The 25,264-nt window shown below is 68.5% G+C and carries 26 protein-coding genes; 21 read left to right on the top strand and 5 right to left on the bottom strand.

Translation table 11 applies throughout. The annotated features are described in order from the left end of the window. Positions 1-13: 13 nt before the first annotated feature. The 4 genes from AC57B5_RS23135 (at position 14) to AC57B5_RS23120 (ending at position 3,697) form a co-directional block, all read left to right on the top strand. Positions 14-724 carry a DUF4291 domain-containing protein gene (locus AC57B5_RS23135; RefSeq protein ID WP_496400421.1) on the top strand — a complete coding sequence of 237 codons (711 nt, stop codon included), beginning with the start codon at positions 14-16 and terminating at the stop codon, positions 722-724. Continuing rightward, positions 721-1,302: a riboflavin biosynthesis intermediates N-glycosidase gene (gene ybiA / locus AC57B5_RS23130; RefSeq protein ID WP_496400420.1), complete on the top strand. Its 582-nt coding sequence runs from the start codon at positions 721-723 to the stop codon at positions 1,300-1,302. Before AC57B5_RS23135 ends, ybiA begins: the two co-directional genes overlap by 4 nt. Continuing rightward, positions 1,299-2,267 (top strand): ADP-ribosylglycohydrolase family protein, encoded by a 969-nt coding sequence (locus AC57B5_RS23125; protein ID WP_496400419.1) that lies wholly within the window; start codon positions 1,299-1,301, stop codon positions 2,265-2,267. The genes ybiA and AC57B5_RS23125 overlap by 4 nt, the downstream gene beginning before the upstream one ends. A gap of 338 nt (positions 2,268-2,605) precedes the next feature. Beyond that, complete coding sequence (locus tag AC57B5_RS23120) at positions 2,606-3,697, top strand: fimbrial protein (RefSeq protein ID WP_496400418.1); 1,092 nt, start codon at positions 2,606-2,608, stop codon at positions 3,695-3,697. A 15-nt stretch (positions 3,698-3,712) separates the two neighbouring features. Here AC57B5_RS23120 and AC57B5_RS23115 read toward each other — a convergent pair whose 3' ends face one another. Continuing rightward, entirely contained in the window at positions 3,713-4,126 is a 414-nt protein-coding gene (locus AC57B5_RS23115; RefSeq protein ID WP_034397148.1) for a lysozyme inhibitor LprI family protein, read from the bottom strand. Between the two features lie 224 nt (positions 4,127-4,350). Between AC57B5_RS23115 and AC57B5_RS23110 the strand changes: the two genes are divergently transcribed. The 11 genes from AC57B5_RS23110 (at position 4,351) to AC57B5_RS23060 (ending at position 15,007) form a co-directional block, all read left to right on the top strand. Next, the gene (locus tag AC57B5_RS23110) at positions 4,351-5,211 is read left to right on the top strand and encodes a transporter substrate-binding domain-containing protein (RefSeq protein ID WP_313279889.1); all 861 of its coding nucleotides are present in this window, start codon (positions 4,351-4,353) and stop codon (positions 5,209-5,211) included. 102 nt (positions 5,212-5,313) lie between these two features. Beyond that, entirely contained in the window at positions 5,314-6,228 is a 915-nt protein-coding gene (locus AC57B5_RS23105) for a transporter substrate-binding domain-containing protein (protein ID WP_013800587.1), read from the top strand. Continuing rightward, entirely contained in the window at positions 6,225-7,043 is an 819-nt protein-coding gene (locus AC57B5_RS23100; protein ID WP_198821117.1) for a transporter substrate-binding domain-containing protein, read from the top strand. Before AC57B5_RS23105 ends, AC57B5_RS23100 begins: the two co-directional genes overlap by 4 nt. Then, on the top strand, positions 7,040-8,587 hold the full coding sequence (locus tag AC57B5_RS23095) for an FAD-binding oxidoreductase (protein WP_496400417.1): 1,548 nt from the start codon (positions 7,040-7,042) through the stop codon (positions 8,585-8,587). Before AC57B5_RS23100 ends, AC57B5_RS23095 begins: the two co-directional genes overlap by 4 nt. Continuing rightward, a complete protein-coding gene (locus AC57B5_RS23090; protein ID WP_496400416.1) occupies positions 8,584-9,855 on the top strand; it encodes an aminotransferase class I/II-fold pyridoxal phosphate-dependent enzyme in 1,272 nt (423 codons plus the stop codon). Before AC57B5_RS23095 ends, AC57B5_RS23090 begins: the two co-directional genes overlap by 4 nt. Then, complete coding sequence (locus AC57B5_RS23085) at positions 9,852-10,601, top strand: amino acid ABC transporter permease (protein WP_034397155.1); 750 nt, start codon at positions 9,852-9,854, stop codon at positions 10,599-10,601. Before AC57B5_RS23090 ends, AC57B5_RS23085 begins: the two co-directional genes overlap by 4 nt. Continuing rightward, positions 10,591-11,412, top strand: coding sequence for an amino acid ABC transporter permease (locus AC57B5_RS23080; protein ID WP_013800582.1), 822 nt, complete (start codon positions 10,591-10,593; stop codon positions 11,410-11,412). The genes AC57B5_RS23085 and AC57B5_RS23080 overlap by 11 nt, the downstream gene beginning before the upstream one ends. Then, a complete protein-coding gene (locus AC57B5_RS23075) occupies positions 11,399-12,286 on the top strand; it encodes an amino acid ABC transporter ATP-binding protein (protein WP_063328406.1) in 888 nt (295 codons plus the stop codon). Before AC57B5_RS23080 ends, AC57B5_RS23075 begins: the two co-directional genes overlap by 14 nt. 25 nt (positions 12,287-12,311) lie before the next feature. Further along, a complete protein-coding gene (locus AC57B5_RS23070) occupies positions 12,312-12,983 on the top strand; it encodes a cysteine dioxygenase family protein (RefSeq protein ID WP_065347971.1) in 672 nt (223 codons plus the stop codon). Further along, positions 12,980-14,203 carry a cystathionine beta-lyase gene (gene metC / locus AC57B5_RS23065; protein WP_096914072.1) on the top strand — a complete coding sequence of 408 codons (1,224 nt, stop codon included), beginning with the start codon at positions 12,980-12,982 and terminating at the stop codon, positions 14,201-14,203. The genes AC57B5_RS23070 and metC overlap by 4 nt, the downstream gene beginning before the upstream one ends. Positions 14,204-14,737: 534 nt before the next feature. Then, positions 14,738-15,007 carry a hypothetical protein gene (locus tag AC57B5_RS23060; protein WP_063328408.1) on the top strand — a complete coding sequence of 90 codons (270 nt, stop codon included), beginning with the start codon at positions 14,738-14,740 and terminating at the stop codon, positions 15,005-15,007. A 398-nt stretch (positions 15,008-15,405) separates the two neighbouring features. Here AC57B5_RS23060 and AC57B5_RS23055 read toward each other — a convergent pair whose 3' ends face one another. Continuing rightward, positions 15,406-17,616, bottom strand: a complete 2,211-nt coding sequence (locus AC57B5_RS23055; RefSeq protein WP_496400415.1) for a rhodanese-like domain-containing protein — start codon at positions 17,614-17,616, stop codon at positions 15,406-15,408. 234 nt (positions 17,617-17,850) lie between these two features. Here AC57B5_RS23055 and AC57B5_RS23050 point away from each other — a divergent pair, with 234 nt between their 5' ends. Continuing rightward, positions 17,851-18,840: a tripartite tricarboxylate transporter substrate binding protein gene (locus AC57B5_RS23050; protein WP_013800577.1), complete on the top strand. Its 990-nt coding sequence runs from the start codon at positions 17,851-17,853 to the stop codon at positions 18,838-18,840. 15 nt (positions 18,841-18,855) lie between these two features. On the opposite strand, the gene AC57B5_RS23045 is transcribed toward AC57B5_RS23050, so the two are convergent. Both AC57B5_RS23045 and AC57B5_RS23040 read right to left on the bottom strand, forming a co-directional pair. Next, on the bottom strand, positions 18,856-19,272 hold the full coding sequence (locus tag AC57B5_RS23045) for a tautomerase family protein (protein ID WP_013800576.1): 417 nt from the start codon (positions 19,270-19,272) through the stop codon (positions 18,856-18,858). A gap of 71 nt (positions 19,273-19,343) precedes the next feature. Then, a complete protein-coding gene (locus tag AC57B5_RS23040; protein ID WP_192368342.1) occupies positions 19,344-20,150 on the bottom strand; it encodes an SDR family NAD(P)-dependent oxidoreductase in 807 nt (268 codons plus the stop codon). Between the two features lie 160 nt (positions 20,151-20,310). On the opposite strand from AC57B5_RS23040, the gene AC57B5_RS23035 reads away from it, so the two are divergent. The 4 genes from AC57B5_RS23035 (at position 20,311) to AC57B5_RS23020 (ending at position 23,342) form a co-directional block, all read left to right on the top strand. Then, a complete protein-coding gene (locus tag AC57B5_RS23035) occupies positions 20,311-20,838 on the top strand; it encodes a winged helix-turn-helix transcriptional regulator (RefSeq protein WP_043824381.1) in 528 nt (175 codons plus the stop codon). An 8-nt stretch (positions 20,839-20,846) separates the two neighbouring features. After that, on the top strand, positions 20,847-21,650 hold the full coding sequence (locus tag AC57B5_RS23030) for a helix-turn-helix domain-containing protein (RefSeq protein ID WP_496400414.1): 804 nt from the start codon (positions 20,847-20,849) through the stop codon (positions 21,648-21,650). An 83-nt stretch (positions 21,651-21,733) separates the two neighbouring features. Next, positions 21,734-22,354 carry a GlxA family transcriptional regulator gene (locus AC57B5_RS23025; protein ID WP_141835539.1) on the top strand — a complete coding sequence of 207 codons (621 nt, stop codon included), beginning with the start codon at positions 21,734-21,736 and terminating at the stop codon, positions 22,352-22,354. Between the two features lie 13 nt (positions 22,355-22,367). Further along, positions 22,368-23,342, top strand: coding sequence for a DMT family transporter (locus AC57B5_RS23020; protein WP_496400413.1), 975 nt, complete (start codon positions 22,368-22,370; stop codon positions 23,340-23,342). Positions 23,343-23,383: 41 nt separating this feature from the next. Here the strand turns inward: AC57B5_RS23020 and AC57B5_RS23015 are convergent, their stop codons facing one another. Then, on the bottom strand, positions 23,384-23,947 hold the full coding sequence (locus AC57B5_RS23015) for a fasciclin domain-containing protein (RefSeq protein WP_013800571.1): 564 nt from the start codon (positions 23,945-23,947) through the stop codon (positions 23,384-23,386). Between the two features lie 312 nt (positions 23,948-24,259). Between AC57B5_RS23015 and AC57B5_RS23010 the strand changes: the two genes are divergently transcribed. Beyond that, the gene (locus AC57B5_RS23010) at positions 24,260-25,231 is read left to right on the top strand and encodes a ferritin-like domain-containing protein (protein ID WP_496400412.1); all 972 of its coding nucleotides are present in this window, start codon (positions 24,260-24,262) and stop codon (positions 25,229-25,231) included. Positions 25,232-25,264 lie beyond the last annotated feature (33 nt).

Genomic DNA, 25,264 nt, shown 5'->3' with positions numbered 1-25,264 from the left:
CCGGCCCTGCAGCATGGCGCAGCACCCTCAGAACACCTACAACAACAACAACAACAACAACGACAACGACAACGACAACGAACAGACCATGAATCTCGCAACAGCACCCTACCTGCAGCAATCTGCCACCTGGCCTTCCGAGGGAGAGCACATCCTCGCCCACTACGACGACTCCACCGTGGTGGTCTACCAGGCCTATCGCCCGGCCATCGGCCTTCACGCACTGGAGCATGGCCGGTTCGGCGGCCCGGACTTCAGCTTCACGCGCATGAGCTGGATCAAGCCCAATTTCCTCTGGATGATGTATCGCTGCGGCTGGGCGACCAAGGCCGGCCAGGAAGTCATCCTCGGCCTGCGCATACGCCGGACTTTCTTCGAGAGCCTGCTGGATGCCGCCGTACCTTCCACCTTCAACCCCCGGCTCCACGCTGGCCTGCCCGAGTGGCAGCAGGCGGTGGCCACCTCCGAGGTGCGCCAGCAATGGGATCCGGACCATGCCCCCAGCGGCGCCAAGCTGCCGTTGCGTGCCATCCAGCTGGGCTTGCGTGGCAAGCTGCTACGCCGTTTCGCCACGGAGGAACTGCTGGAGGTCATCGACATGACATCCTTCGTCACCGAGCAGCGGGCCCATGCCCAGGATGGAAATCCGATGCTCATGACTCCCGTGGAGCGCGTCTACGTGCGGCTCGACAGGAAGAATTGCGCACCTGAGAACTCCGTATGACCACCACAGACCACATCGCCTCCCTGCAAGACCTCCAGCACGCCATGGCCCAGGGTCTCACCCCGCGCTTTCTGCCGTTCTGGGGCCACCAGCCTGCGGCCGATGGCTCCATCGGCAAGACCTGCATGAGCCAGTGGTTCGAGGCGGGCTTCGAGGTCGATGGCCAGCACTACCCCACGGCCGAGCATTTCATGATGGCGGGCAAGGCACGGCTGTTTGGCGACGAGGCGGCGCACGCGGCCATCGTGCGCTGCCGAACGCCGGGCGAGGCCAAGAAGCTGGGGCGTGGCATCCAGGGCTTTGATGAAACGGCCTGGGTGGCCGCGCGCATGGGCATCGTGGTGCGCGCCAACCAGGCCAAGTTCTCCCAGAACCCGGCCCTGGCCGGCTATCTGCTGAACACGGGCGACCGGGTTCTGGTGGAAGCCAGCCCCGTGGACGCCATCTGGGGCATCGGCCTGGCCGCCGACGATGTGCGCGCCACCGACCCCGCGCGCTGGCAGGGCCTGAACCTGCTGGGCTTTGCCCTCATGCAGGTGCGCGCGCGGCTGCGCAGCACTGCTCCTGAACAACCATGAGCGGGAGCACAGGCATGGCCATGGACACGCTGGACCGATACCGTGGCGCCCTGCTGGGCCTGGCCTGCGGCGACGCCGTGGGAACGACGCTGGAATTCCAGCCGCGCGGCAGCTTTGCGCCGCTGACCGACATGGCGGGCGGCGGCCCCTTCTCGCTGCCCGCAGGCAAGTGGACCGACGACACCTCCATGGCCCTGTGCCTGGCCGAAAGCCTGCTCCAGCGCGGCGGCTGCGACCCGCAGGACCAGATGACGCGCTACGCCAACTGGTACGAATGGGGGTACTGGAGTTCCACCGGCAACTGCTTTGACATCGGCATGGCCACCAGGGCGGCCATCCAGCGCTTCCTGGCCACCGGCGATCCGCTAGCCGGCTCGCCCGACCCGGACCAGGCCGGCAACGGCTCCCTGATGCGGCTGGCGCCCGTGCCCATGTTCTTCGGCCCCGACGAGGACCTGGTGCAGCGCATGGCTGAACTCAGCTCACGCACGACCCACGCGGCACCTGAATGCCTGCAGGCCTGCCGCCTGTTCGCCGTGGCGCTGTGCCGGGCACTGCGCGGCCTGCCCCGGAAGCAGGTTCTGGACATGGGCGGTGTTCTGCAAGACGGCGCCAGCCCGCGCCTGCGGGAGATTGCCCGTGGCGACTATCGCGACAAGCCGGCCGCACAGATTCGCGGCAGCGGCTACGTGGTGGACAGCCTGGAGGCGGCCCTATGGTGCTTTGCGAGGCATGACAGCTTTGAAGGCGCGGTACTGCAGGCCGCCAATCTGGGCGATGACGCCGACACCACGGCAGCCATCACGGGCCAGTTGGCCGGAGCCCTCCACGGCGCCAGCGGCATTGCGGACCGCTGGCTGGAACGCCTGCACCTGGCCCCTGAGATCACAGCCCTGGCCGATGCGCTCTGGCAAGCCGCCAGAGGTGCCAGGGACGCTTCTTCGACCGCACCTCTCAGCAACTGAGCGGCCTGGCGCACTCACGACAGCCGCCGGGGCCGCGAGCGGACTGGACCTGGCTTGTCTGCGCGACCTCCCACGCATCCAAGCTCCGTGACACGCAGGCCTTGCTCTTTACAAATGGCGTGCATGGGCGGCTTTTGACTGAGCCACGCTCCATTATCAGAGCAGTCTGATTGCATCACCTCATATCTTCGGCGTAGAGTGCGAAATACTAAAGAGGCCACCCATCGAATGATTCGATGCTTTCATTTCCAGCCTCTCATTATTCACTCAAAAGTTCAATAAAACTATTGCGTGATATTTTCGAGAATCATACTTCAGCAATGGAGCGAATCAGTATCATGCATTCTTCTTTCATTCCCTCATTTTTCTCGCAAGTACGCCGCCTTGCATTGATCGCCATTCCATTTATCATCGCCTTTTCAGCGGCAACGATGAACACCAATGCCTTTGCCGGTGGCGTATTCTCCCCCACCAGCTCCAGCATTTCACTGCCCGAGGAAATAACAGTACCCGGAAATTACTCCAACGGATCGACGCTATGGAAGTCTACGGCAACCGTATTTAATCTTCGAGCAGTGCTGAACACGGCATTCGAGTACGATGTTGCCAAAGCCGTTGTAGCCGCCAATGTTCAATCCGGAAACAAGACGCCCGGATACAATAATGTCTACAGCACCAATATTCCCGGCATTGGAATCCGCTGGTGGGCCACATGGCGAGGCCCCAACGCTCCCAGTGGCAGAACCATGCCCATTACCACCGAATCAGAAAATAATTCGGGCGCACTGGGTTATTTCTGGAATGTCAGTTCACATCCCCAGGATGTCTGGATCGAGCTGGTGAAAACCGGCAACGTTTCCGCTGGCACGCTAACGGGCTCCGGGATGAACGTCGAGATGCGATTTCAGTGCCCCAGCTGCACCGCAGGATACGTCAACCTGTCCGGCCGCACCAGGGTGGTGGTCGGTCCCTCCTGCTCGGTGGCCGCCTCGACCATCTCCGTACCCATGGGCGCTGTGCCCATCCTGCGATTCACGGGCCTCCAATCCACCTCCATCCCCCAGCACTTCGACATCACGCTGGAATGCAAGGGCGGCGCGCCCGAAAGCGTTCTGCGCCCCCACATCACGCTCACCGATGCCAATGACACCAGCAATCAGAGCACCGTCCTGACCTTGAGCCAGACCGCGCCAGACGGCAAGCCGGTTGCCACGGGAATAGGCATACAGATACTGAAGGATGGCACCGCTCTCGGCTACGGCCCGGACTCCAACGTGCCTGGCAACACCAACCAATGGAGTGCGGGAACCATCGTCCAGGGCGTTGCCCAGTTCAAGATCCCGCTGACTGCCAAATACGTGCAGACCGCTGCGGCAGTCACGACGGGGCAGGCCAACGGCAGGGCCACCTTCACGCTGAACTACCAGTGAGCAGCGTCCCCGCCCTCAGGGCTTCTTGTCCAGCTGCATTTCCCAGGACTTGAGCTGCTTGGTGCGGGCGCGGGCGAAGTCGCTCCAGCAGTTGGCGCGCGCATCGTCCTTGGCAAAGCTGGCGGAATTGAATTCAGAGAGGAACTCGCAGGCACTGCGTGCGTACTGCACCCAGTTTCTCTGCGCCACTTCCAGCTCTTCCGACGCCTGGGGCATGCGGGCCTTGAGCTTGAGCGACAGCGAGGCGTAGGCGGCCTTGACCATGGCCACGTTCTGCTCGTGCAGGCAGGCGCGCACCTCGGACATGTTGGTGGAGCTTTCCTCGCAATTGCCCGAGCTGGTGGGATTGGCGGCCCAGGCCACGGGGCTGGCGCACAGCAGGGCGGCGCAGGCGAGAGGGGCGAGTAGGGACGCTAGGGCTTGGTGCATGGAAGAGGGCTCGCTGGGAGGTGCCGGTGAGCGCAGCACCCCGGCCGTCGCGATTACACCATCGACCCGCCCTGCCGCGGGCCCACATTCCCCTGGTGATCACCCTGATGCAGCGACGCAAAGCGCATAAACATGCTCCCAAAGCTTTGTTGCCGTGGGTCAAGGGCGGCCAGAAGATGCAGGCGTACGCATCTTTCGTTCGTCCCGACCGCCCCGCTCCCGCCATGCACACAAGCCCCACCCTGCGCCGCCAGCCCCGCGCCGCCCTTTCCGCATCCCTGACCTTCATCGCCGCCGCGCTGGCCCTGGCCTGCACCCAGGCCCGGGCCGATGCCACGCTGGACAAGATCAAGCAGCGCGGCAAGGTCACCATTGGCGTGCTGGTCAATGGCGGGCCCTTCGGCTCCATCGACCCGTCCACCCAGCAGCTCGTGGGCTGGAACCCCGAGCTGGCACGCGCCCTGGCCAAGGGCCTGGGCGTGGAGGCCGAGCTGGTCCAGGTGCAGACCGCCACGCGCGTGCAGTTTCTGCAGGCCGGCAAGGTGGATCTGCTGATCGCCTCCATGGAGCTGAACCCCGACCGTGCCGAGACCCTGGGCTACGCGCCCACGCCCTTCTACCGCGTGGGCGGCATTGCCGCCGTGCGCAAGGGCAGCGGCATCGCCAAGTGGGAAGACCTGCGCGGCAAGCCCGTGTGCGTGTCCCAGGGCAGCAGCTTTGCCAAGCCGCTGGCCAGCGAATACGGCGCCCAGGTGCATGGCTACAAGAGCTCGTCGGACTCGCTGCTGGCGCTCAAGGGCGGCAACTGCGTGGCTGCCGTGCATGACAGCACGCTGATCTACCCGCTGCTGCGCAGCAACCCCGAATGGGCGCAGTACTCGGCCCCCATCGCCGGCGAGGTGCTGCCCGCGCCTTCCGTGGTCTGGACCCGCAAGGGCGAGGCCGACACCATCGCCGCCGTGGACAAGGTGGTGCAGGACTGGCACCGCACGGGCTGGCTGATCGCCGCCGAAAAGCGCGTGGGCATCGAGCCGGCCAACCCGCTGCTGCCCGAGCTGCAGGCCAAGTTCAAGTCCGCCAGCTGACCGCAGACCGCCACGGCGGTCCACCCCTGCTTTTTTTCCGACCACCCAGGCCCAGGCCCCGCAAGACGGGGCCGGGCCTTCCGTTCCCTGATGGATTCACGCATGCCCCGCCTTCTTTCCCCCCTTGCCGCCGCCCTGGCCCTGCTGCTGGGCGCCGGCGCCGCCCACGCCGATGCCACGCTGGACAAGATCAAGCAACGCGGCAAGCTGTCCGTGGGCATCGACGGCGCCAGCCCGCCGTTCGGCGTGCTGGACCCCGCCACTGGCAAGACCGGCGGCTACCAGACCGAGCTGGCCGCCGACATCGCGCGCCGCCTGGGCGTGCCGCTGGAGACGGTTCCCGTGACCGCCTCCACGCGCGTGCAGTTCCTGCAAAGCGGCAAGGTGGACCTGTTGATCGCCAACATCCAGTGGACGCAGGAGCGCAGCGAGATCCTCTCGTTCGCGCCCACGCCCTATGACCTGATCGGCGGCGGCGCCCTGGTGGCCAAGGCCAGCGGCATCAAGCGCTGGGAAGACCTGCGCGGCAAGGTGGCCTGCGTGTCGCAGGGCAGCAACTTCGCCAAGCCCCTGGCCGAGAGCTATGGCGCCGTGGTCAAGGGCCTGCGCGGCATTCCCGAGTCGCTGCTGGCGCTCAAGGGCGGCACCTGCGCGGCTTCGGTCCATATCCAGCCCGCGCTCTATGAAAAGCTCACCGGCCCGAATGCAGCCGAGTGGAAGGACTTCGAACTGGGCACGCAGGACCAGTTGATTCCCTCGCCCACCGTGGTGTGGACGCGCCGCGGCGAGGCCGACACCCAGGCCTTCGTGGACAAGGCCATCCAGGACTGGCACCGCACGGGCTTCCTGCTCAAGGTGGCCCGCGCCAGCGGCGTGCCCGACACCTGGATCGCCGAGCGCCACGAACGCGCGCTGAAGGGCCAGTTCGACCGCGCGCCCTACGACTTCGCGGTGTATGCGGCAGCGCAGGCCGATGCGCAGGCAACCCAGGCCGCCGCCAAGGGAGCCAAGCCATGAAGCCGACCCGCACCGCACTGGCGGCCCTGCTCGCCCTCACGGCCCTGGCAGCCCATGCCGACGCCACGCTGGACCGCATCAAGCAGCGCGGCAAGATCGTGGTGGGGGTGATGCTTTCGGGGCCGCCGTTCGGCACCATCGACCCCGTCACGCAAAGGCACGTGGGCTACAACGTGCAGCTGTCCGAAGGCGTGGCCAAGGGCCTGGGCGTGGGGGTGGAGACCGTGCAGGTCCAGCCGTCCAACCGCGTGCAGTTCCTGCAGCAGGGCAAGGTGGACATCCTGATCGCCAACATGCAGTGGACGCAGGAGCGCAGCGAGATCCTGTCCTTCGTGCCCACGCCGTTCGAGGAAGTCGGCGGCGCCGCCATCGCCAAGAAGGACAGCGGCGTGCGCCAGTGGGACGACCTGCGCGGCAAGCCCGTGTGCGTGTCGCAGGGCAGCAATTTCACCAAGCCGCTGGCCGATCAATACGGCGCCCAGATCAAGGCCTTCCGGGGCCAGCCCGAGTCGCTGCTGGCCCTCAAGGGCGGCAACTGCGCGGCCGCCGTGCATGTCAGCCCCACGCTGCGCGAACTCGTGGCCAGCAATGCGGACTGGAAGGACTACGAGATCGTCTCGCCCGCCGACATCATTCCCTCGCCCTCGGTGATCTGGCTGCGCAAGGGCGAGTCCGACACGCAGGCGGCCATCGACCGCATCGTGCAGGACTGGCACCGCACGGGCTGGCTGATCGAGGTGGAGCAGCGCAACGGCATGACGCCCACGCCGCTGCTGCACCAGCTGCACGACAAGTTCAGGAAGGCGCCCGCATGAGCACCCACACCAGCACCAACACCAGCACCAGCACCAGCGGCCACATCACCGGCCCCGCCGACCTGGTCACCGCGCTGCGCCACGCCCTGGGCGATGCCCATGTGCTCACGGGTGCCGATGCGGCCGGCTACCTGACCGACCAGCATGGCCGCCTCACGGGCCAGGCCCTGGCCGTGGCACGGCCTGCCGACACGGCACAGGTGGCGCAGCTGGTACGCCTGTGCCGCGCCCACCGCACGCCCATCGTGGCCCAGGGCGGCAACACCGGGCTGATGGGCGGCGCCACGCCCGACGCCTCGGGCCACGCCGTGCTGCTGTCGCTGGCGCGCCTGAACCGCGTGCGCGCCATCGACACCGACAACGACACCCTGACCGTGGAAGCCGGCGCCGTGCTGGCCCATGTGCAGCAGGCAGCGCGCGATGCGGACCGGCTGTTTCCCCTCAGCCTGGGCTCCGAGGGCAGCTGCACCATTGGCGGCAACCTGTCCACCAACGCGGGCGGCACCCAGGTGCTGCGCTACGGCAACGCGCGCGAGCTGGTGCTGGGCCTGGAAGTGGTGACGGCCGAGGGCGACATCTGGGACGGCCTGCGCGGGCTGCGCAAGGACAACACCGGCTATGCGCTGCGCGACCTGTACGTGGGCAGCGAAGGCACGCTGGGCATCATCACGGCGGCCACGCTGCGCCTGCATCCGCTGCCCCGCGCCCAGCACACGGCCCTGCTGGCCTTTGGCTGCATACGCGATGCGGTGGCCTTCCTCAGCCAGGCGCGGGCGGGCTTCGGTGCCAGCCTGACGGCGTTCGAGCTGATGTCGGACACGGCACTGGGCCTGATAGCCCGCCATGTGCCCGAGCAGCCGATACCGCTGGCGCTCAACGCGCCCTGGTTTGCGCTGATCGAGCTGTCCGACAGCGAGGGCGAGGACCATGCGCGCCAGCGCTTCGAGTGCGTGGTGGGCCAGGCCTTCGAGGACGGCCTGGTCACCGATGCCGCCATTGCCGAGAGCCTGCAGCAAAGCCAGGCCCTGTGGCGGCTGCGCGACCAGGCCCTGGGCGAGGCCCAGCGGCGCGATGGCCGCAACATCAAGCACGACGTGTCGGTGCCCATCTCGCGCATCCCCGACTTTCTTGCGGCCACGGCCGCACTGCTGCAGGCGCGCTTTGGCGCGGTGCGGCCCGTGGCCTTCGGGCACCTGGGCGACGGCAACCTGCACTACAACGTGTCGCACGCGCCGGACGGTACGCCCGCTCAGCTGTTTGCCCAGGAAGACGCCATCCACGAGGTGGTGCACGACAGCGTGCACGCCCATGGCGGCTCCATCAGCGCCGAGCACGGCGTGGGCCAGACCAAGCGCGACCTGCTGCCCCGCTACAAGAGCGCCGTGGAGCTGCAGCTCATGCGGCGTCTCAAGCAGGCCTTCGACCCGCTGGGCCTGCTCAATCCCGGCAAGGTGCTGCAAGCCCTGCCGGACGATTTGCCGCACGACTTGCCGCAGGTTTCTCCAACGCCAGCCGCCGCATTCCAGGAAGGCCCCACGCCATGACCACGCCCTTTCCCCTTTCGCAGCGCGTGCAGCGCGTCAGGCTCTCGCCCAATGCCGCGGCCAGCGCGCGGGCCACGGCCCTGGCCCGCCAGGGCCGCGACATCATTGCGCTGACCACGGGCGAGCCCGATTTCGACACGCCCGAGCCCATCAAGCAGGCCGCCATCGCGGCCCTGGCCCGTGGCGAAACCAAGTACACGCCCACGCCCGGCACGGCCGCGCTGCGCCAGGCCATCAGCGCCAAGTACCGGCGCGAGAACGGGCTGGACTTCGACGCCGGGCAGATCATCGTCAGCAACGGCGGCAAGCAGGTGATCTACAACGCGCTGGCGGCCACGCTGGACGCGGGCGACGAGGTCATCGTGCCCGCGCCGTACTGGCCTTCGTTTCCCGACATCGTGCGCGTGAACGACGGCACGCCGGTCATCGTGGACTGCGGCATTGAGCAGGGCTTCAAGCTCACGCCGGCCGCGCTGCAGGCCGCCATCACGCCGCGCACGCGCTGGCTGGTGCTGAACACGCCGGGCAACCCCTCGGGCGCCGTCTACAGCCGCGAGGAACTGGCCGCCCTGGCCCAGGTGCTGCGCCTTCATCCGCAGGTGCTGGTGCTGCTGGACGAGCTGTACGAGCACATCTGGTTCACGCCCCAGGCCCCCGCGCACTGGCTGGCGGTGGCCCCAGACCTGCGCGAGCGCACGCTGCTGGTCAACGGCGTCTCCAAGACCTATGCCATGACCGGCTGGCGCATCGGCTGGGGCGCAGGCCCGGCCGCGCTGGTGCAGGCCATGGTGGTGATCCAGTCGCAGGCCTCGTCAGGCCCCAATTCCGTGGCCCAGGCCGCAGCCACGGCGGCGCTGCAGTCGCCCGACCAGAGCTTTGTGCAGCAGGCCCGCAACGCCTATGCGCGGCGCGCGCAACGGGTCACCCAGGCGCTGGACCAGGTGCCGGGCCTGGCCCTGCTGCCGCCGGGCGGATCGTTCTTTGCCTTTGTGCACTGCGGCGCGCTGATAGGCCACCTGCGCCCGGACGGCCAGCCCATCGCCAGCGACACTGACCTGACCGAATGGCTGCTGGAGTCCGAAGGCGTGGCTGCCGTGGATGGCGGGGCCTACGGCCTGTCGCCGTATTTCCGCATCTCCACGGCCGCCAGCGACGAGGTGCTGGCCGAGGCCACGGCCCGCATCGCACGCGCCGTGGCCGCGCTGAAAGACCCCGCTGCGCAAGCGCATGCGCATGCACAGCCGGCTGCCCTGGAGGCCGTGCCATGAACGACAGCCTGCTTGCCCAGGGCGTGCAAGCGCTCAAGGGCCTGGGCCTGAACTACGCCTTCGTGCTGGACGTGTCCGAGCGCCAGGCCTTTGTGCGCGGCATGTTCGTGACCGTGCAGCTGGCCCTGCTGACCATTGCCGGCAGCCTGGCGGCCGGCGTGGCGCTGGCGGCGGCCCTGACCTCGGGCCGCGCCTGGCTGGCGCGGCCTGCGCGCGCCTTTGTGGAGGTCACGCGCAACACGCCCACGCTGGTGCAGCTGTACTGCGCCTTCCTGGTGCTCAACATGCTGATCACCCAGCAGCTGCGCGACTGGGGCGCGGGCAACAACCCGCTCACGCCCTTTGTCTGGGTGGTGATCGTGGTCTCGCTGCACAAGGGCGTGTTCCATGCCGAGGCGCTGCGCGCCGGCATCGAGGCCGTGCCCGCCACCACGTTGGAGGCGGCGCGCTCGCTGGGCTTTTCGCAGCGCCAGCTGCTGGTGCGCGTGCAGCTGCCGCTGGCCGTGCGCTTTGCCCTGCCCTCGCTGACCAACAACCTGGTGGACCTGGTGAAGATGACGGCCGTGGCCTCGGCCATTGCCGTGGGCGACGTGACCTACGAGTCCATCATGATCTGGTCGCAGCGCGACAACGTGCTGGAGCTGCTGCTGCTCATCCTGCTGTGGTTCGGCCTGCTGACCTGGCTGGTCAGCCTGGCGGGCCGCTGGCTGGAACAACACCTGAGGATGCCCGGCTATGGCCAATGAAGCCACCCTGAACACCGGCGCCGCGCCCCGCCCGCTGCCCGCCGCCCTGCTGCGCGCGGCGCGCAGCCCCTGGCTGATCGCGGGCGCCGCACTGCTGGCCCTGTGCGCCTGCTGGGCCGCCACGGACAGCGCCCCGCCCGCCTTCGTGCACCTGTGGAAATGGCTGCCCGCGCTGCTGCGCGGCCTCCTGGTCAACATCGAGATCAGCGTGCTGGCCGTGGCCATCGGCACCGTGGCCGGCCTGGTGCTGGGCGCCCTGTCGCTGTCGCCCACGCCGGCCGTGCGCACGGGCGTGCGCTGGTATGTGCAGCTGTTTCGCAATGCGCCCATCCTGGTGCTCATCTACTTCACCACCTATGTGTTCCCGTTCGAGCTGAAGCTGGTGGGCTGGACCTTTCCGTTCCCCGACTGGGTCAAGGTGGTGCTGGGCCTGGCCCTGCCCACCAGCGCCAACGTGGCCGAGATCTTCCGGGGCGCCATCCAGTCCATTCCCAGCGCGCAGTGGGAGGCGGCCCAGTCGCTGGCCTTTCGCCGCAGCGAGATCTTCCGCCTCATCGTGCTGCCGCAGTGCGTGCGCCGCATGCTGCCGCCGTGGATGAACCTCTACGCCAGCATCACCATGAGCACCTCGCTGGCCTCGCTGGTGGGCGTGCACGATGTGGTGGACACCGCCCAGATCGCCAGCAACACCGTGGCACGCACGGACTTCACCATCCTTGTGTACTTCACGCTGCTCGCGCTTTTCTTTGCCTATTGCTATCCCATCGCCCGGGCAACCCGGGCATTGGAGCGACGCCATGAACGCCACTGACTCCTTTCTCTCCCAACTCGCCACGGCCGATGCCCCCGCAGGCACGGCGCCCGCACTGGTCCACCTGCAGGATGTGCACCTGTCCTTTGGCGACAACCAGGTGCTCAAGGGCATCGACGTGCAGGTGCGGCGCGGCGAGGCGGTGACCATCATCGGGCCCTCGGGCTCGGGCAAGTCCACCATCCTGCGCTGCATCACCGGCCTGCTGCGGCCCCAGCGCGGCGCCATCTCGGTGGCGGGCACGCGCGTGGACCAGCTGCGCACCGAGGCCGAGCTGATCGCCCTGCGCAAGCGCGTGGGCTTCGTCTTCCAGCAGTACAACCTGTTCCCCCATCTGTCGGTGCTGGAGAACCTGGTCATCGCCCCCACGCGCGTGGTCGGCCGCGACCGCGCCACGGCCGAGCGCGAGGCCCGCGCCCTGCTGCAGAAGGTGCGCCTGGACCACAAGGAATCCGCCTACCCCGGCGAGCTGTCCGGCGGCCAGCAGCAGCGCGTGGCCATTGCGCGCGCCCTGGCCATGCGGCCCGAGCTGATCCTGTTCGACGAAGTGACCTCCGCCCTGGACCCCGAGACCGTGGGCGAGGTGCTGACCGTGATCCGCGACCTGGTCAGGGACGGCATGACCTGCGTGCTGGTCACGCACGAAATGCGCTTTGCCGAAGAGGTCAGCGACCAGGTCTATTTCACCGAGGCCGGCCGCATCGTCGAGCACGGCCCGGCCGCCCAGATCTTCGGCAGCCCGCGCAGCGAGCGCACGCGCGAATTCCTGCAGCGCGCCCTGGGCGATGGTGCACGGTCCAGGCCTGCGCCAGCCGCCCCGGCCACACCGGCCACAGCGCCGCTGCCCTTCAACAGCCTGCGCTTTGCCCTTTGATCCCCCACCTCCAGGAGCACATCCCATGACCGCAGAAACAACGACTGAAACCCCGGCCGGCACAGGCGCAGATACAGGCACCCATACAGACGCCGCCGCCCGGCGCCGCCAGGCCGTGGACGCCGCCCTGGCCGACGTGCGCCAGCTGCTGCAGGCCGGCGCGCCCGACCGCAGCACCCTGTCGGCCATCACCGCACGCCTGGAGCAGCTGGCCGCGCACAAGGCCTTGTTCAGCCGCGCGGACTTCCCCCCGCCCGCGCAGACCGAAGGCGTGGGCGCCTCCACGCGCTACCGCCTCAACCCGGCCGATGGCGATGCGGGCCTGGCCCTGTACCTGAACTCCATCAACCCCGGCAAGACCACGGCCCCGCACAACCACACGACCTGGGCCGTGATCGTTGCCGTCGAAGGCCAGGAGCTCAACCGCCTCTACGAGCGCACGGACGACCGCAGCGACCCCGCACGCGCCAGCATCCACCTGGCGCGCGAATTCACCGTGCAGCCGGGCGCCTCCATCGCCTTCCTGCCCGATGACATCCACAGCATTGCCGTCGTGGGCGAGCAGCCCACGCTGCACTTCCATCTCTACGGCCAGCCGCTGGAAACCCTGAGCGGCCGCGTGGCCATCGACCCCGACACCGGCGAAGTCAAGAACTACAACGCCGCCTACTTCCGTCCCAGCGAGGCCGTGGCATGAGCATCCCCCAAGACAAGCACCGGCCCCTGGGCCCGTCGACCCGCCTGCTGCACGCAGGCACGCCGCCGCTGCAGGGCGGCTCCGGCCCCGTCAACGTGCCCGTGGTGCGCACCAGCACCGTGCGCTTTGCCGACAGCGCCGCCTACGCCGACCTGCACCACCGCCGCGAGGCCGGCGAGCGCGTGGCCTCCTACGGCCGCCACGGCCTGGACACGCACCGCGCGCTGGAAGACGCCGTGGTCGCGCTGGAGGGCGGGCACCGCGCCTTTCTCACGCCCTCGGGCCTGTCCGCCATCACCCTGGTGCTCATCGCCCTGCTCTCGCCCGGCGACCATGCCTTGGTGGCCGACAGCGTCTACTCGCCCGTGCGCCGCGTGGACGCCACCTTGCTGCAGCGCCTGGGCATCACGCTGGAGTACTTCTCGCCCTCGCGCGACGATCTGGCCGGCAAAATCCGCCCCAACACCCGCCTGGTCTACCTGGAATCGCCCAGCTCCCTGCTCTACGAGGTGCTGGACCTGCCCGCCCTGGCCGCCGTGGCACGCCAGCACGGCATTGCCGTGGCTACCGACAACACCTGGAGCGGCGGCTGGTTCTACCAGCCCCTGGAGCACGGCGCCAACCTCTCCATCCAGGCCGCGACCAAGTACATCGCCGGCCACTCCGACGTGATGCAGGGCATCGTCATCACCGACGGCCCCGCGCTGTCCAAAAAGATATCCACCGCCTACGAGGCCCTGGGCCTGACCATAGGCGCCGACGACGCCTACCTGGCACTGCGCGGCCTGCGCACCCTGCCCGTGCGCCTGGCCCAGCACCAGCGCCACGCCACCGAAATCGCGCAATGGCTGGAGCATCAGCCCCAGGTCGGCCGCGTCTTCTACCCGGCCCTGCCCTCCGATCCCGGCCATGCGCTGTGGAAGCGGGACTTCAGCGGGGCCAGCGGGCTGGTGTCATTCGCGTTTGCCGAAGGGGTGGACGCCGGTGCCGGCGCCGTGTTCGTTGACTCGTTGCGGCAGTTTGCGCAGGGGGCTTCGTGGGGCGGGTACGAGAGCCTGGCCCTGGTGGCGCAGCCTGAGCGGTTGCGGGAGCACAGTGTGTGGACGGGGACTGCGCCTGTGGTGCGGCTGCATGTGGGGCTGGAGGATCCTTTGGATTTGATTGCGGATCTGGAGAGGGGGTTTGGGGGAGTGGTTGAGCGGTTCAGGCTGGCTGCCTGAGCTTCCTTTTTGACTCTGTCGCGCCTCTGGCGACAGAGGCCGGGTCTCGGCCCGGCAGCCGACTGCCCTTTCTTGATTCGCCAAGAAAGGTCAGATCAAAGAAGGCGACCCGGATGTCCGCGACCCCTTCGCTTCGCTGCGGGGCAACCTGCGTCGTGGCGGTTGCGGGGTTCGCCGTGAAACTCTCTTCGCGCTGCGCGCTACGTTCAAACATCACGGCGAGTCAGATGACGAAGCAGTCCTGTTCTTCGGCAGGACTGCAACCCCGCAACCACCACGCCGCAGGCGCTGACATACGGGGAGTGGGTGCGGGCCGTCGCTTCGCTCGGCCTTTTTTTGAGCGCGCTTGTCGTCCAAAGCCTCTATCATTTCGACCGGCCCCCTGTTCAGGGGCTGGTGCGTAAGAACACCGATCGCAGCTGGTGCTGGCCTCCCCATCAGAGAGGCCTTGTCTCGTCTGAATACGGAGCACGCAACCATGCATACAGTGTCCATAGGCCTCGAAACCCTCACCATCACATGGAGGGCCAGGCCATGAAGCAGGAAACACGATCCACCAGCGCCAGAACCACGCAGCTGAACTTCTCCATCACCGAGGTGAACCGAATGGTCCAGATGAGCTGCAACGAGGTCTCTTCCATCTCCCAGCTCGCCCAGGCATGGCTGCTATCACCCGAAGGCCTGCGCGACACGGACGTGGTGACCAACGCCTTGCGCACCATTCAGCACAGTGCAGAGCGGCTGGCCACCTACGTGGAAGACGAGATCTATCTTCTGCGCAACACCGCCAAACCCGAGGTCTGAAGCAGTAGCCTCAGCCCACGAAAACAGCCGAGCGCCACAATGGCGCGTCGGCTGTTTTGCATTTCCGGCTGTTGGCTGTTGGCTGTTCCCCAATCTCCCCCCTTCTGCCCACGCCTGCGTTGGGCGGGATGCGGGGTGGCAAGCCTGCCGAAGGACAGGCTTGCTTCGTTGTCTAGCTCGCCGTGATGTTTGAGTGAAGCGCGCAGCGCGTAACGAGTTTCACGGCGCACCCCGCATCCCGCCCAACGCAGGTCGCCCGCAGCGAAGCGAAGGGTCGTGGGCAGTGCGGGGCGCGCTTCTTTGCCTACTTTCTTATCGCGCGATAAGAAAGTAGGTCGGCTGCCGGGCCGAGACCCGGCCTCGAAAAACAACCACCCGGCAGGGACAAAAAAAGCAACTCAGGCAGGCACCAGCCGAATCTCAGCAGCCCACCCATCCCTCTCCAACTGCTCAACCAGCCCCAACTCCCAATCCAGATAAGCCCGAAACCCCGCATCCCTCAACCCCAGATCCCGATGCGCATAAGGGCTGTACCACTGGTCATCATCCCCCGTCAGCACATCCGCATCCCCCTGCCCCAGCGGCAGCCCGGCAGCAGCCCAGGCAGAAGTGCCACCAACGACGGAACGCACATCGCGCCCGGTGCGCGCCGCGAGTTCGGCCGCCACGCTGCGCGCCAGCACGCCGTCCGGCGAGGTCAGCACCACCACCTGCGCTGGCGGCAGGGCCTGCACGAAGGAGGGCAGACGATCAGGCACGGCAAAGCGCGCACCGGCGATGTGCTGCTTCTCGAAGGCGGGCCGGCTGTCCACGTCGAAGACGATGGCCCGGCCTTCGCCCAGCAGTTCCTGCGCCTGCTGCACGGACAGCTGCGGCGCAGGCGCGTGGGAGGCGAGCACGCGCACGGGTTCGGCGCCGACCTCCAGGGTGGCCAGCGCGGGTGGAACGTAGGTGAAGACTTCCCAGCCCAGCTGGGCCAGCCAGGCGCCGGTGGTGAGGGCGCGCACGCCATCCCAGTCGGCCAGCACGATGCGTGCGCCGCGCGTGGCCGCGTATTCGTCGGTGGCCTGCACGAGTTGGCCGCCCGGCGCCCAGCGCCAGCCGGGCAGGTGGCCGGCCTGGTATTCCTCGCGGGTGCGCACGTCGAAGCGGTAGAGCGTGCGTTCGGTGGCTTCGGACTCGAAGCGGGCCAGCTCGGCCGCATCAATGGATTGCACGCCCGCGCGCTGTGCCACGCTGGCTGCGCGCTCGCGGGCGGTGGCCAGGGCGACGGCGCCGGGCTCGGGCAGCGGGGTGCGGCGGCCATGGGCCAGCCTGCGGCCGGTGAGCAGCCAGTCCATGGTGCCGTTGCGCAGCGAGACGACCTGGTTGGGAATGCCGGCGTCGATCAGGGTCTGAGCGCCCACGATGGAGCGCGTGCGGCCAGCGCAGTTGACGACGACCAGGGTTTGCGGGTCCGGGGCGATTTCGCCGATGCGGTAGACCAGTTCGGCCCCCGGCACGCTGAGCGCAAAGGGCAGGCTGAAGGCCGCGAATTCCTCGGGCGTGCGGCTGTCGACGACGACGATGTTGTCGCCGCGCTGCACGCGCGCGCCCAGCTCGTCCGAGGTGATCCAGGGCGTGTGCTTTTCATGCTCGATGACTTCGCCAAAGGCCTTGCTGGGCACGTTGGTGCCGCTGAAGATTTCCAGCCCCTCGGCCGCCCAGCCTTCGGTGCCGCCTTCCAGCACGGAGACATTGGGCCAGCCCAGGCGCACGAGCTTGGCGGCGGCTTCATGGGCCAGCGTGCCGTCGCCATCCACCAGCACGATGCGCGTGCCCCGGCGCGGCACCAGGCGGTCGATGAGCTGCTCCAGCCGCCAGGCCGGGGCGGGCGCCGCGAACAGGATGTGGCGATGTGCGAAGACACCGGCCTCGCGCACGTCGAGCACGGCGATTTCCTCGCCGTCGGCCAGGGCCTGCCGGAGCGCGGCGGGCGTGACCAGCGCATGGCGAATGGACTTGGGCGGGCCGAAGGTGCGGAACGTGCCGCCCTCCAGGCTCTCGAAGACCACGCGCTCGGGCATGCGTTCCAGGCCGCGCCCGTAGAAGTGCAGGTGCAGGCCGGGTTCCTCGCCGATCAGCTCGATGGTGTGCACGTCGGTGGGCGTGAGCACTACCGAGGTTCCGCTGCCCACATCGACGCTGCGGCCCACCGCCAGGGTGTCGCGCAGCGGGTCGTCGGTCTTGCCGCGCGTGAAGAACACGTTGCGCTCCACGCCTTCGACGCCCGCGATGATGGCCCAGGTGGTGTGGTCATGCGGCGGCTGGGACTTGCCCGGCAGGCCGGTGGACATGTACAGCGCATAGCGCCCGCCCAGGTCTTCGCTGAGGCGGTAGACCTGGGCCGGGTTGCTGGCCGAGACGGGAAAGTGCGCGTGCGGGAACAGTTCGCGCTGCAGGCCCAGCGCCTCCAGCTCGCGGGCCACGGCCTGCAGTTGCTCGGGCGTGGCCCGCTCGGGATCGGGGAGCAGGCGCCGGGCCGTGGCGATGAAGCCGGTGATGGCGGCTGCGCGGCGGCTGGCCACGTCGCTGCCGCTGAAGTCGATGGAGAGATGGGTCTGTGTCATGGGAGTGCCTGGGAGGACGTTCGCGGGAGGACACGAAGTTAGGCCTCTCCCGCCCCGGCGCCAACGACGCATTGCAGATATGGATATGAGCTTTGGGCACTGCGCGCGCATGCGTGGGGCAAGCGTGACGCACGTTGTGCGGCAGCCGCATATGCATAGCCGCAATGCTTAGTTCACGCCGCGCCAGGAGCCTCCCAGACTGCGGGCATCGACTCTCTGCACTCCGGCACTCCCATGATCCGCACCCCGTCTGCGCTGCGCGCGCTGCTGCTTCCCCTGTTCTCCGCCCTGGCCCTGCACGCGCCTGCGGCCTTGGCCTCGGCCGACAGCTTTCCGAACAAGCCGGTGCGCATCATCGTGCCCGTGGCGCCCGGGGGCAGCGCCGACAAGCTCACGCGCACGCTGGCCGACAAGCTGGCCGCGCTGTGGGGCCAGTCGGTGGTGGTGGAGAACGTGGCCGGGGCCAGCGGCACCATCGGTGCGGCCAAGGTGGCCAAGGCCGCGCCCGACGGCTACACGCTGCTGCAGCAGGGCGAGGGCCTCACGCTCAACGGCCTGCTGTTCGCCCAGTTGCCCTACGACACGCAAAAGGCCTTCACGCCCATCATCAAGGCCGTGGTCAATCCGCAGGTGCTGGTGGTCAACCCCGGCACGGGCCTGAACACGCTGGGCGACTACCTGGCCCGCGCCAAGGCCAAGCCGCAAAGCATCAGCCTGGGCCTGCCCGGCAATGGCGGCATTGCCCATGTGGCGCATGAAATCCTCACGCAGGAGACGGGCGCCAAGGTCAACTACATCCCCTACCCGGGCGGTGGCCCCGCCTCGCTGGACGTGCTGGGCGGCCATACCGACGCCACGCTGATCACGCTGGCCGCCGTGACCGAGTACGTGCGCGCCGGCAAGCTGCGCGCCCTGGCCGTGACCACGCCCTACCGCTCCGACGCCCTGCCCCAGGTGCCCACCATGGCCGAGGCCGGCGTGCCCGGCTTCTCGGTGGAAAGCTGGCAGGGCTACTTCGCGCCGGCCGGCACGCCCGCGCCCATCGTCGCCAAGATCAACCGCGACCTGCAGACCGTGCTGCAGGCCCCCGATGTGCGCGCCCAGCTGGAGCACATGGGCTTCAAGGTGGCGGGCGGCTCCCCGGCCGACCTGGGCCAGAGCCTGCAAAGCGAGCGCCCGCGCTACGCCCGGGCGATCCAGTCGGCAGGGCTGTCGCTGCGCTGAGATGCAGGCAGGTCCTCAGAGGGGAGAGGGCCGATTGTCCAGGCGCCACTTCTCCCCCTCGGGCGTGCCCGGCACGGGCGGGCGCAGGCCCTGGATGCTCCACAGGCTGAAGGGCGTCTCGTCCACATGCATCTCCCAGCGCAGGCCACGGTCGGCAATGAAGGGGGACAGCTGCCGCCGCACGCCTTCGAGGAACCGTGTCTTGGTCTCCTCGTCGCGTATCTGCCGCGCGATGTGGTCCACGGAGATGCGCACGAAATCATCCGCAGGTTCGCCGCCGATGAAGAACGAAGTGCGGGCCACGGCCTCGAACACCACGCCCACGTAAAAGCGCGGCAGGTCGCCGTAGACGGCCGTGATGCGCTGGGCGATGGCCTGTTTGTCTTCATCGCTGAAGGCGTTTTCGGGGTGGTAGATCTTCCACAGGGGCATGGTTTTCTCCGGGTGCAAAAAAGAAGGGGTTTCGGGAAATCCGGGGTGGCGACGCGGCGGGCCGTCAGGCGTCAGGCGGGCTGGCCTGCATCCGCGCCCTGGTAGCGCGCTGCCGGCACGCCGCTGAGCGTCAGCGCCTTGACGAGATTGGCGCGCGATTGGTCAAAGTCCAGCCAGGCGGTCGTGCTGCCCAGCGTGGGAAAGCAGATGGCCTCGCCCTGGTCGAGTGCGACCAGGGCCGTATCCACCAAGGACTCGGGCGACATGAACAGGTGCTCGGGAAACGGCGCGGGCTTGCCGCCGAAGAATTCGGAGTGCACCAGGCTGGGCATCACTGCCTGCACCATGACGCCGCTGGAAGCGAGCTCGGCCTGCAGCGAGCGCGTGAAGTTCAGCACATAGGCCTTGGAGGCGCCGTAGCTGGAGGCGCCCGGCACCGGCATCACGGCCAGGATGGAGCCGATGTTGATCAGCGTGCCCCGGCCGCGCGTGGCGAACAGCCGCGCCGCCGCCAGCGACAGCCGCGTCAGCGCATGGATGTTGACCATGACCATGCGATCGACCTCGCCTGCATCCACCTGGGCGGCCGGGCCCAGGGCACCCAGGCCGGCGCAGTTCACCAGCATGCGGATGTCACGCTCACCCGACAGCAGCGCAGCCACGCGCTGCAGGCCGGCGGCGTCGGCCAGGTCGGCGGCCACCACCTCCACCTCGCTGCCATGCGCGCTGCGCAGGCGCTGCGCCAGCGCCTGCAGCCGGTCCTCGCGGCGGGCCACCAGGATCAGGGAATGGCCCCTGGCGGCCAGGCGGTCTGCGTAGACGGCGCCAATGCCGGATGAGGCGCCAGTGACGATGGCGGTGCCTTGATGCGTGCTCATGAAGGAGGTCCTTGCTTGAAAAGCCGTGGTTGATAGTGGCTCCAAATATAAACTCCAATCATTGGAGTTACAAGCGCGCAATCCACCTTTGCGGGCCGGGCTTGCGTTTTGCTGAGACACTCCAGGCCTGCGACAACCGCGAACACACAAGGGAAACCCCATGCGATCCAAGAGCTTCGAGGGCATGGCCTGCTCGATCGCCACCGCGCTGGAGGCCGTAGGCGACCGCTGGGCCATGCTGGTGCTGCGCGACCTGATGCTGGGCCTGAGCCGCTATGACGACCTGAGAAAGTCCACGGACATCACCAATGCCACGCTGACCGACCGCCTGCGCCAGCTGGAGCAGACCGGCCTGGTCGAGCGCCGCCTCTACCAAAGCGGCCCGGACCGCTACGAGTACCTGCTCACGCCCAAGGGCCGCGACCTGTCCCTGGTGATCCAGGCGCTGGCCCAGGTCGGCGACCGGTGGCGCCTGCAGCAGCAGGCCCAGCCGCCCATGCGCTTTGTGCGTGCGCAATCGGGCACGCCCCTGCGGCTGGCGCTGGTGGAGGAGGAGTCGGGCCGCAGCGTGCCCTTTTCCGAGCTGCGCGTGGAGGCCGGCCCCGGCGCGGACGACCTGACGCGCTGGCGGCTGTCCAAGCTGGCCGCGCAGGCCAGGACGCCGGCAGCGGCTCCCGGCGCGGATTGAGACCGGCCATGGCCGCGCCCATACCCGGCAAGCGCCCGCAACGCGCCCTGACCTACCGCCGCCACTGCGCGCTGGGCGGTGTGGAAATCCTCAGCGGCCATGCGGTGCAGCACCGCTATCCGCGCCACTTCCACGACACCATGGGCATTGCCGTCATCCACGGCGGGCGCGAGCTGTGCTGGAGCCGGGGCGCCGAGCGCGAGTTCACGGGTGGCGATATCGCGCTGTTCAACGCCGGCGAGATCCACGACGGGCGCCCGGGCGGCGATCAGGGCTGGACCTACGACATGCTGCATGTCGAGCCCGCCCGCATGCACGCGCTGCTGGGCGTGCGCGATGGCTGGTTCGACGCCGTCAGCCTGCGCGACCCGCAGACCCGGGCCTGCGCCCGGCAGTTGCTGCAAGGCCCGCAGGACGGCCTGGCCGCCGACGAGGCCCTGCTGGCGCTGCTGCGCCGCGTGGTGCACAGCCCCGGCCGGCCGCATGCGCCCGATGGCGCCAGCGCGGCGCTGCTGCGCGAGTTCATCGACGCCCATGCGGACCAGGAGCTGGGCGCCGCGCGGCTGGCCGCCGTCTGCGGGCTCAGTCCCGAGCACGCCATCCGCAGCTTCAGCCGCCGCTACGGCATCACGCCCCATGCCTACCACCAGGCCCGCCGCGCCGAAAGCGCCCGCGGCCTGCTGCGCGGCACGCTGGCGCTGAGCGAGGTGGCACTGTCGCTGGGCTTCTACGACCAGAGCCATTTCTCCAACTGGTTCCGCCGCGCGCATGGCGTGGCGCCTTCGCAGTACCGCCAAGCCATGCGGCCCTGAGCGGCCCGGCCTGATCAATTCCGTCCAAGACCGCGCGCTGCGGCCTGCCTAAGCTGCCACTCCTCGACAGACAGGAGTGGTGGATGAAGACCCGGACCGTTGGATTTTTCGTCTTTGATGGCGTGGTGCTGCTGGAGTTTGCAGGGCCTTTGCAGGTATTCGACGTGGCCGCGCGCGTGGCCGTGCGGCGCGGGCTGGCGGCCTCGCCCCCGTTTCAGCCCGTGGTGATCAGCCGCAGCGGCGCCGCCGTGCGCACGCGCGAAGGCGTGGGCATACAGGCACAGGCCAGCCTGCAGGACCATCCCCCGCTGGACCTGGTGATCGTGGCCGGCGGCGCCCTGCAGGCCGAGCTGGCTGCGCCCGAGGTCGCCGCCTGGCTGCGGCAGGTGGCCGGCAGCAGCGAGGTCACGGGCTCCGTCTGCGTGGGCTCCTTCCTGCTGGGGCGGGCGGGGCTCCTGGACCAGCGCGAGGCCACCACGCACTTCGAGGACACGGAAGACCTGCGCGCCATTGCGCCGGCCGCCCGCGTGAGCGCCGACAGGCTGTGGATCGATGAGGGCGCCATCGTCACCTCGGGCGGTTTTGCGGCGGGCATCGACATGGCCCTGCACCTGGTGGAGCGCCTGCTGGGCGCGGAGATCGCGGCCGAGACGGCACGCCAGCTCGAATACCGGCGGCGCAATGCCGCCGACCGGCAAGCGTGACGGGGCCAGGCGCATGAACGGAAAGACAAGCTACCTGGCGCTGCTGGCCGTGGGCGGGCTGATCCTGAGCCTGTCCGGCGTGGCCGTGGCTTTCAGCAGCATGGGCACCAGCGCCATGGGCTTTTACCGCATGCTGCTGGGCGGCCTGGGGCTGGCCGGCTTTGCCCTGTGGCGGGGCCTGCGCTGGCGCATGACGCGCCAGGCCCTGCTGTACGCCTGCCTGGCCGGCGCCGCGCTGGCGCTGGACCTGTACTGGTGGCACAAGAGCATACGGATGGTGGGGCCGGGCCTGGGCGCCATCCTGACCAACTGCCAGTCGTTCTTTCTGGCGGGGCTGGCCTGGGCGGTGTTCCGCGAGCGGATCACGGTCGTCTACTTCGTGGCGCTGGTGCTGGCGGCCACCGGCATCCTCATGGTGTCGGGTGCGGGCCTGCCCTTGGCCGCAGGCCCGGATTCGGCGTCCGGGCACTGGCTGGGCGTGGCCCTGGGCCTGGCATCGGCGGCGGCCTATGCGCTGTGCGTGGTCTTCATCAAGAAGGGGCAGACGCCGCCGCACGCCACGCATCCGGCCGTCAACATGGCCGTGCTGTGCGCCGCCGCCGCGCCCTGCCTGCTGGCGGCCGCGTGGCTGGAGGGCGAGTCGCTGGCCATTGCCGGCGCGGCCGATTTCGGCACGCTGCTGCTGTACGGCCTGCTGGTGCAGGGCGTGGCCTGGCTCATGGTGAGCACGGCCGTTCCGCATGTGAAGGCCTCGCTGGCCGGCCTCATCCTGCTGGCCGAGCCCATAGGCACCTATGCCATCGACGTGCTGTTCTTCACCGCCCGGCCCACGCCGATGGCGCTGGCCGGCATGGCGCTGACGCTGGCGGCCATCTATGCGGGATCGACCTATGGCGGAGCGCCCTCCGGCGGAGCGCCCTCTGGCGGCGCGCCCTCTGGCGGAGCGCCCGCAAGGCGCATGGCGAAGGCGCAAGGCTCCGGTCACTGACCACGGCGGTCAGCGGCCGGCCCGCTCGCTGCCTGTGCCGCTCACTTGGGCAGCAGCACCTTGTCGATCACGTGGATCACGCCGTTGGACTGGTAGACGTCGGGGATGGTCACCGTGGCCGTGCCGCCCTTTTCATCGGTCAGCATGATCTTGGAGCCGCTGGACTTGGCCACCAGCGTGCCGCCGCTGACGGTCTTGATGCTGGCCATGCCCTTGCCGTCCTTGATCATCTTGGACAGCGCCGCCGCATCCCACTTGCCGGCCACCACGTGGTAGGTCAGCACGGTGGTCAGCGTGCCCTTGTTCTCGGGCTTGAGCAGGGTGTCCACCGTGCCTGCGGGCAGGGCCTCGAAGGCGGCATTGGTGGGCGCGAACACGGTGAACGGACCCGGGCCCTTGAGCGTATCGACCAGGCCCGCCGCCTTGACGGCTGCGACCAGGGTGGTGTGGTCCTTGGAGTTGACGGCGTTGTCGATGATGTCCTTGGACGGCAGCATGGGTGCGCCGCCCACCATCACATCGGCCATGGCGGCCACGGAGGCAGCCGACATCACGATGGCCAGGCCGAACGAGGCCAGCTTGCGGGTGTTTTGAATCGAGACCATGGAATGCTCCTAGCGGGTTGATGACAAGCCGAACGATTCCGGCTGATCTGGATACGCAGCGCAGCGGGGTCTGGATTCAAAAAAGAAAAAGAAACGGCTGCATCCGCAAACCGTTACCTGCGCTTTCAATTGCGGCACATCCAGACCTGCGCGGCCTGCGTACTGCCGGATAGCGGGGACGCATCCCATTCCCCTGGAGCAGGTGGCCACCTCTTCAGTGGAACGCGCTTTCGCCACACCCGTGTGCTTTCGGCCGGAGGCGCATTCTTCACGTTGACCGTTCGCGCCTGCCGCGAACCGAGAGGAACCATCATGTCCGACGAATCAGTGTTGATCGGGGTTTTGCAAAAACGTGCCAAGAAGCTGGAGGACAGGCGCCAGTTCTTCCGCAAGACCAGCGGCGTGGCCGTGGGCATGGCGGGCGGGGTGATCCTGTCCGCCTGCGGCGGCGGCGGGGGCGATGCGAATGCGCAGGCCAACGGGCCCACGGATGCGGAGATCCTGAACTTCGCCCTCAACCTGGAGTATCTGGAGTCGCAGTTCTATCACTACGCGGTGTTCGGCACCGGCCTGCCCGCCAACCTGCAGTCGGGCGTGGGCACGCAAGGCGCCATCACGGGCGGCCATGCCGTGGCCTTCAAGGACCCCGTGGTGGCGCAGTACGCCAAGGAGATCGCCCAGGACGAGATCGCCCACGTGGCCTTTCTGCGCGCGGCGCTGGGCTCGGCCGCGGTGGCGCAGCCGCAGATCGACATCGGCGGAACCGACCCGAACGGCGCCTTCTCGGTGGCCGCGCGAGCGGCCGGCCTGGTGGGCGCGGGCACGGCCTTCGATCCCTATGCGAGTGACGAGAACTTCCTGCTGGGGGCCTTCATCTTCGAGGACGTGGGCGTCACCGCCTACAAGGGCGCATCGCCGCTGATCACCAACAAGACCTATCTGGAGGCAGCCGCCGGCATCCTGGCCGCCGAGGCCTACCACGCAGGTCTGGTGCGCACGGTGCTGTACGCCAAGGGACTGGCCACGCCCGCGCTGCGCACGGCGGCCGGCGCCATCTCGGATGCGCGCGACAGCCTGGACGGCTCCACCGACGTGGACCAGGGCATCACGGGGGACGCCACCACGTCCAACATCGTGCCGCTGGATGCCAACGGCATCGCTTTCAGCCGCTCGCCGGGCGACGTGCTGAACATCGTGTACCTGACCAAGGACACGGCGACCAAGGGCGGCTTCTTCCCGGCCGGCGTGAACGGCTCGCTGGTGATGAGCAGCGCCTACGCCTGACGCGGACCGCCCGCCTGCCCCGCACCGGCCGGG

This window comes from Delftia sp. BGA-UO-ETr-SB1 (genome assembly GCF_059567865.1).
The sequence above is the reverse complement of the archived record's forward strand: the minus strand, read 5'-3'. Positions and strand labels throughout refer to the sequence as shown.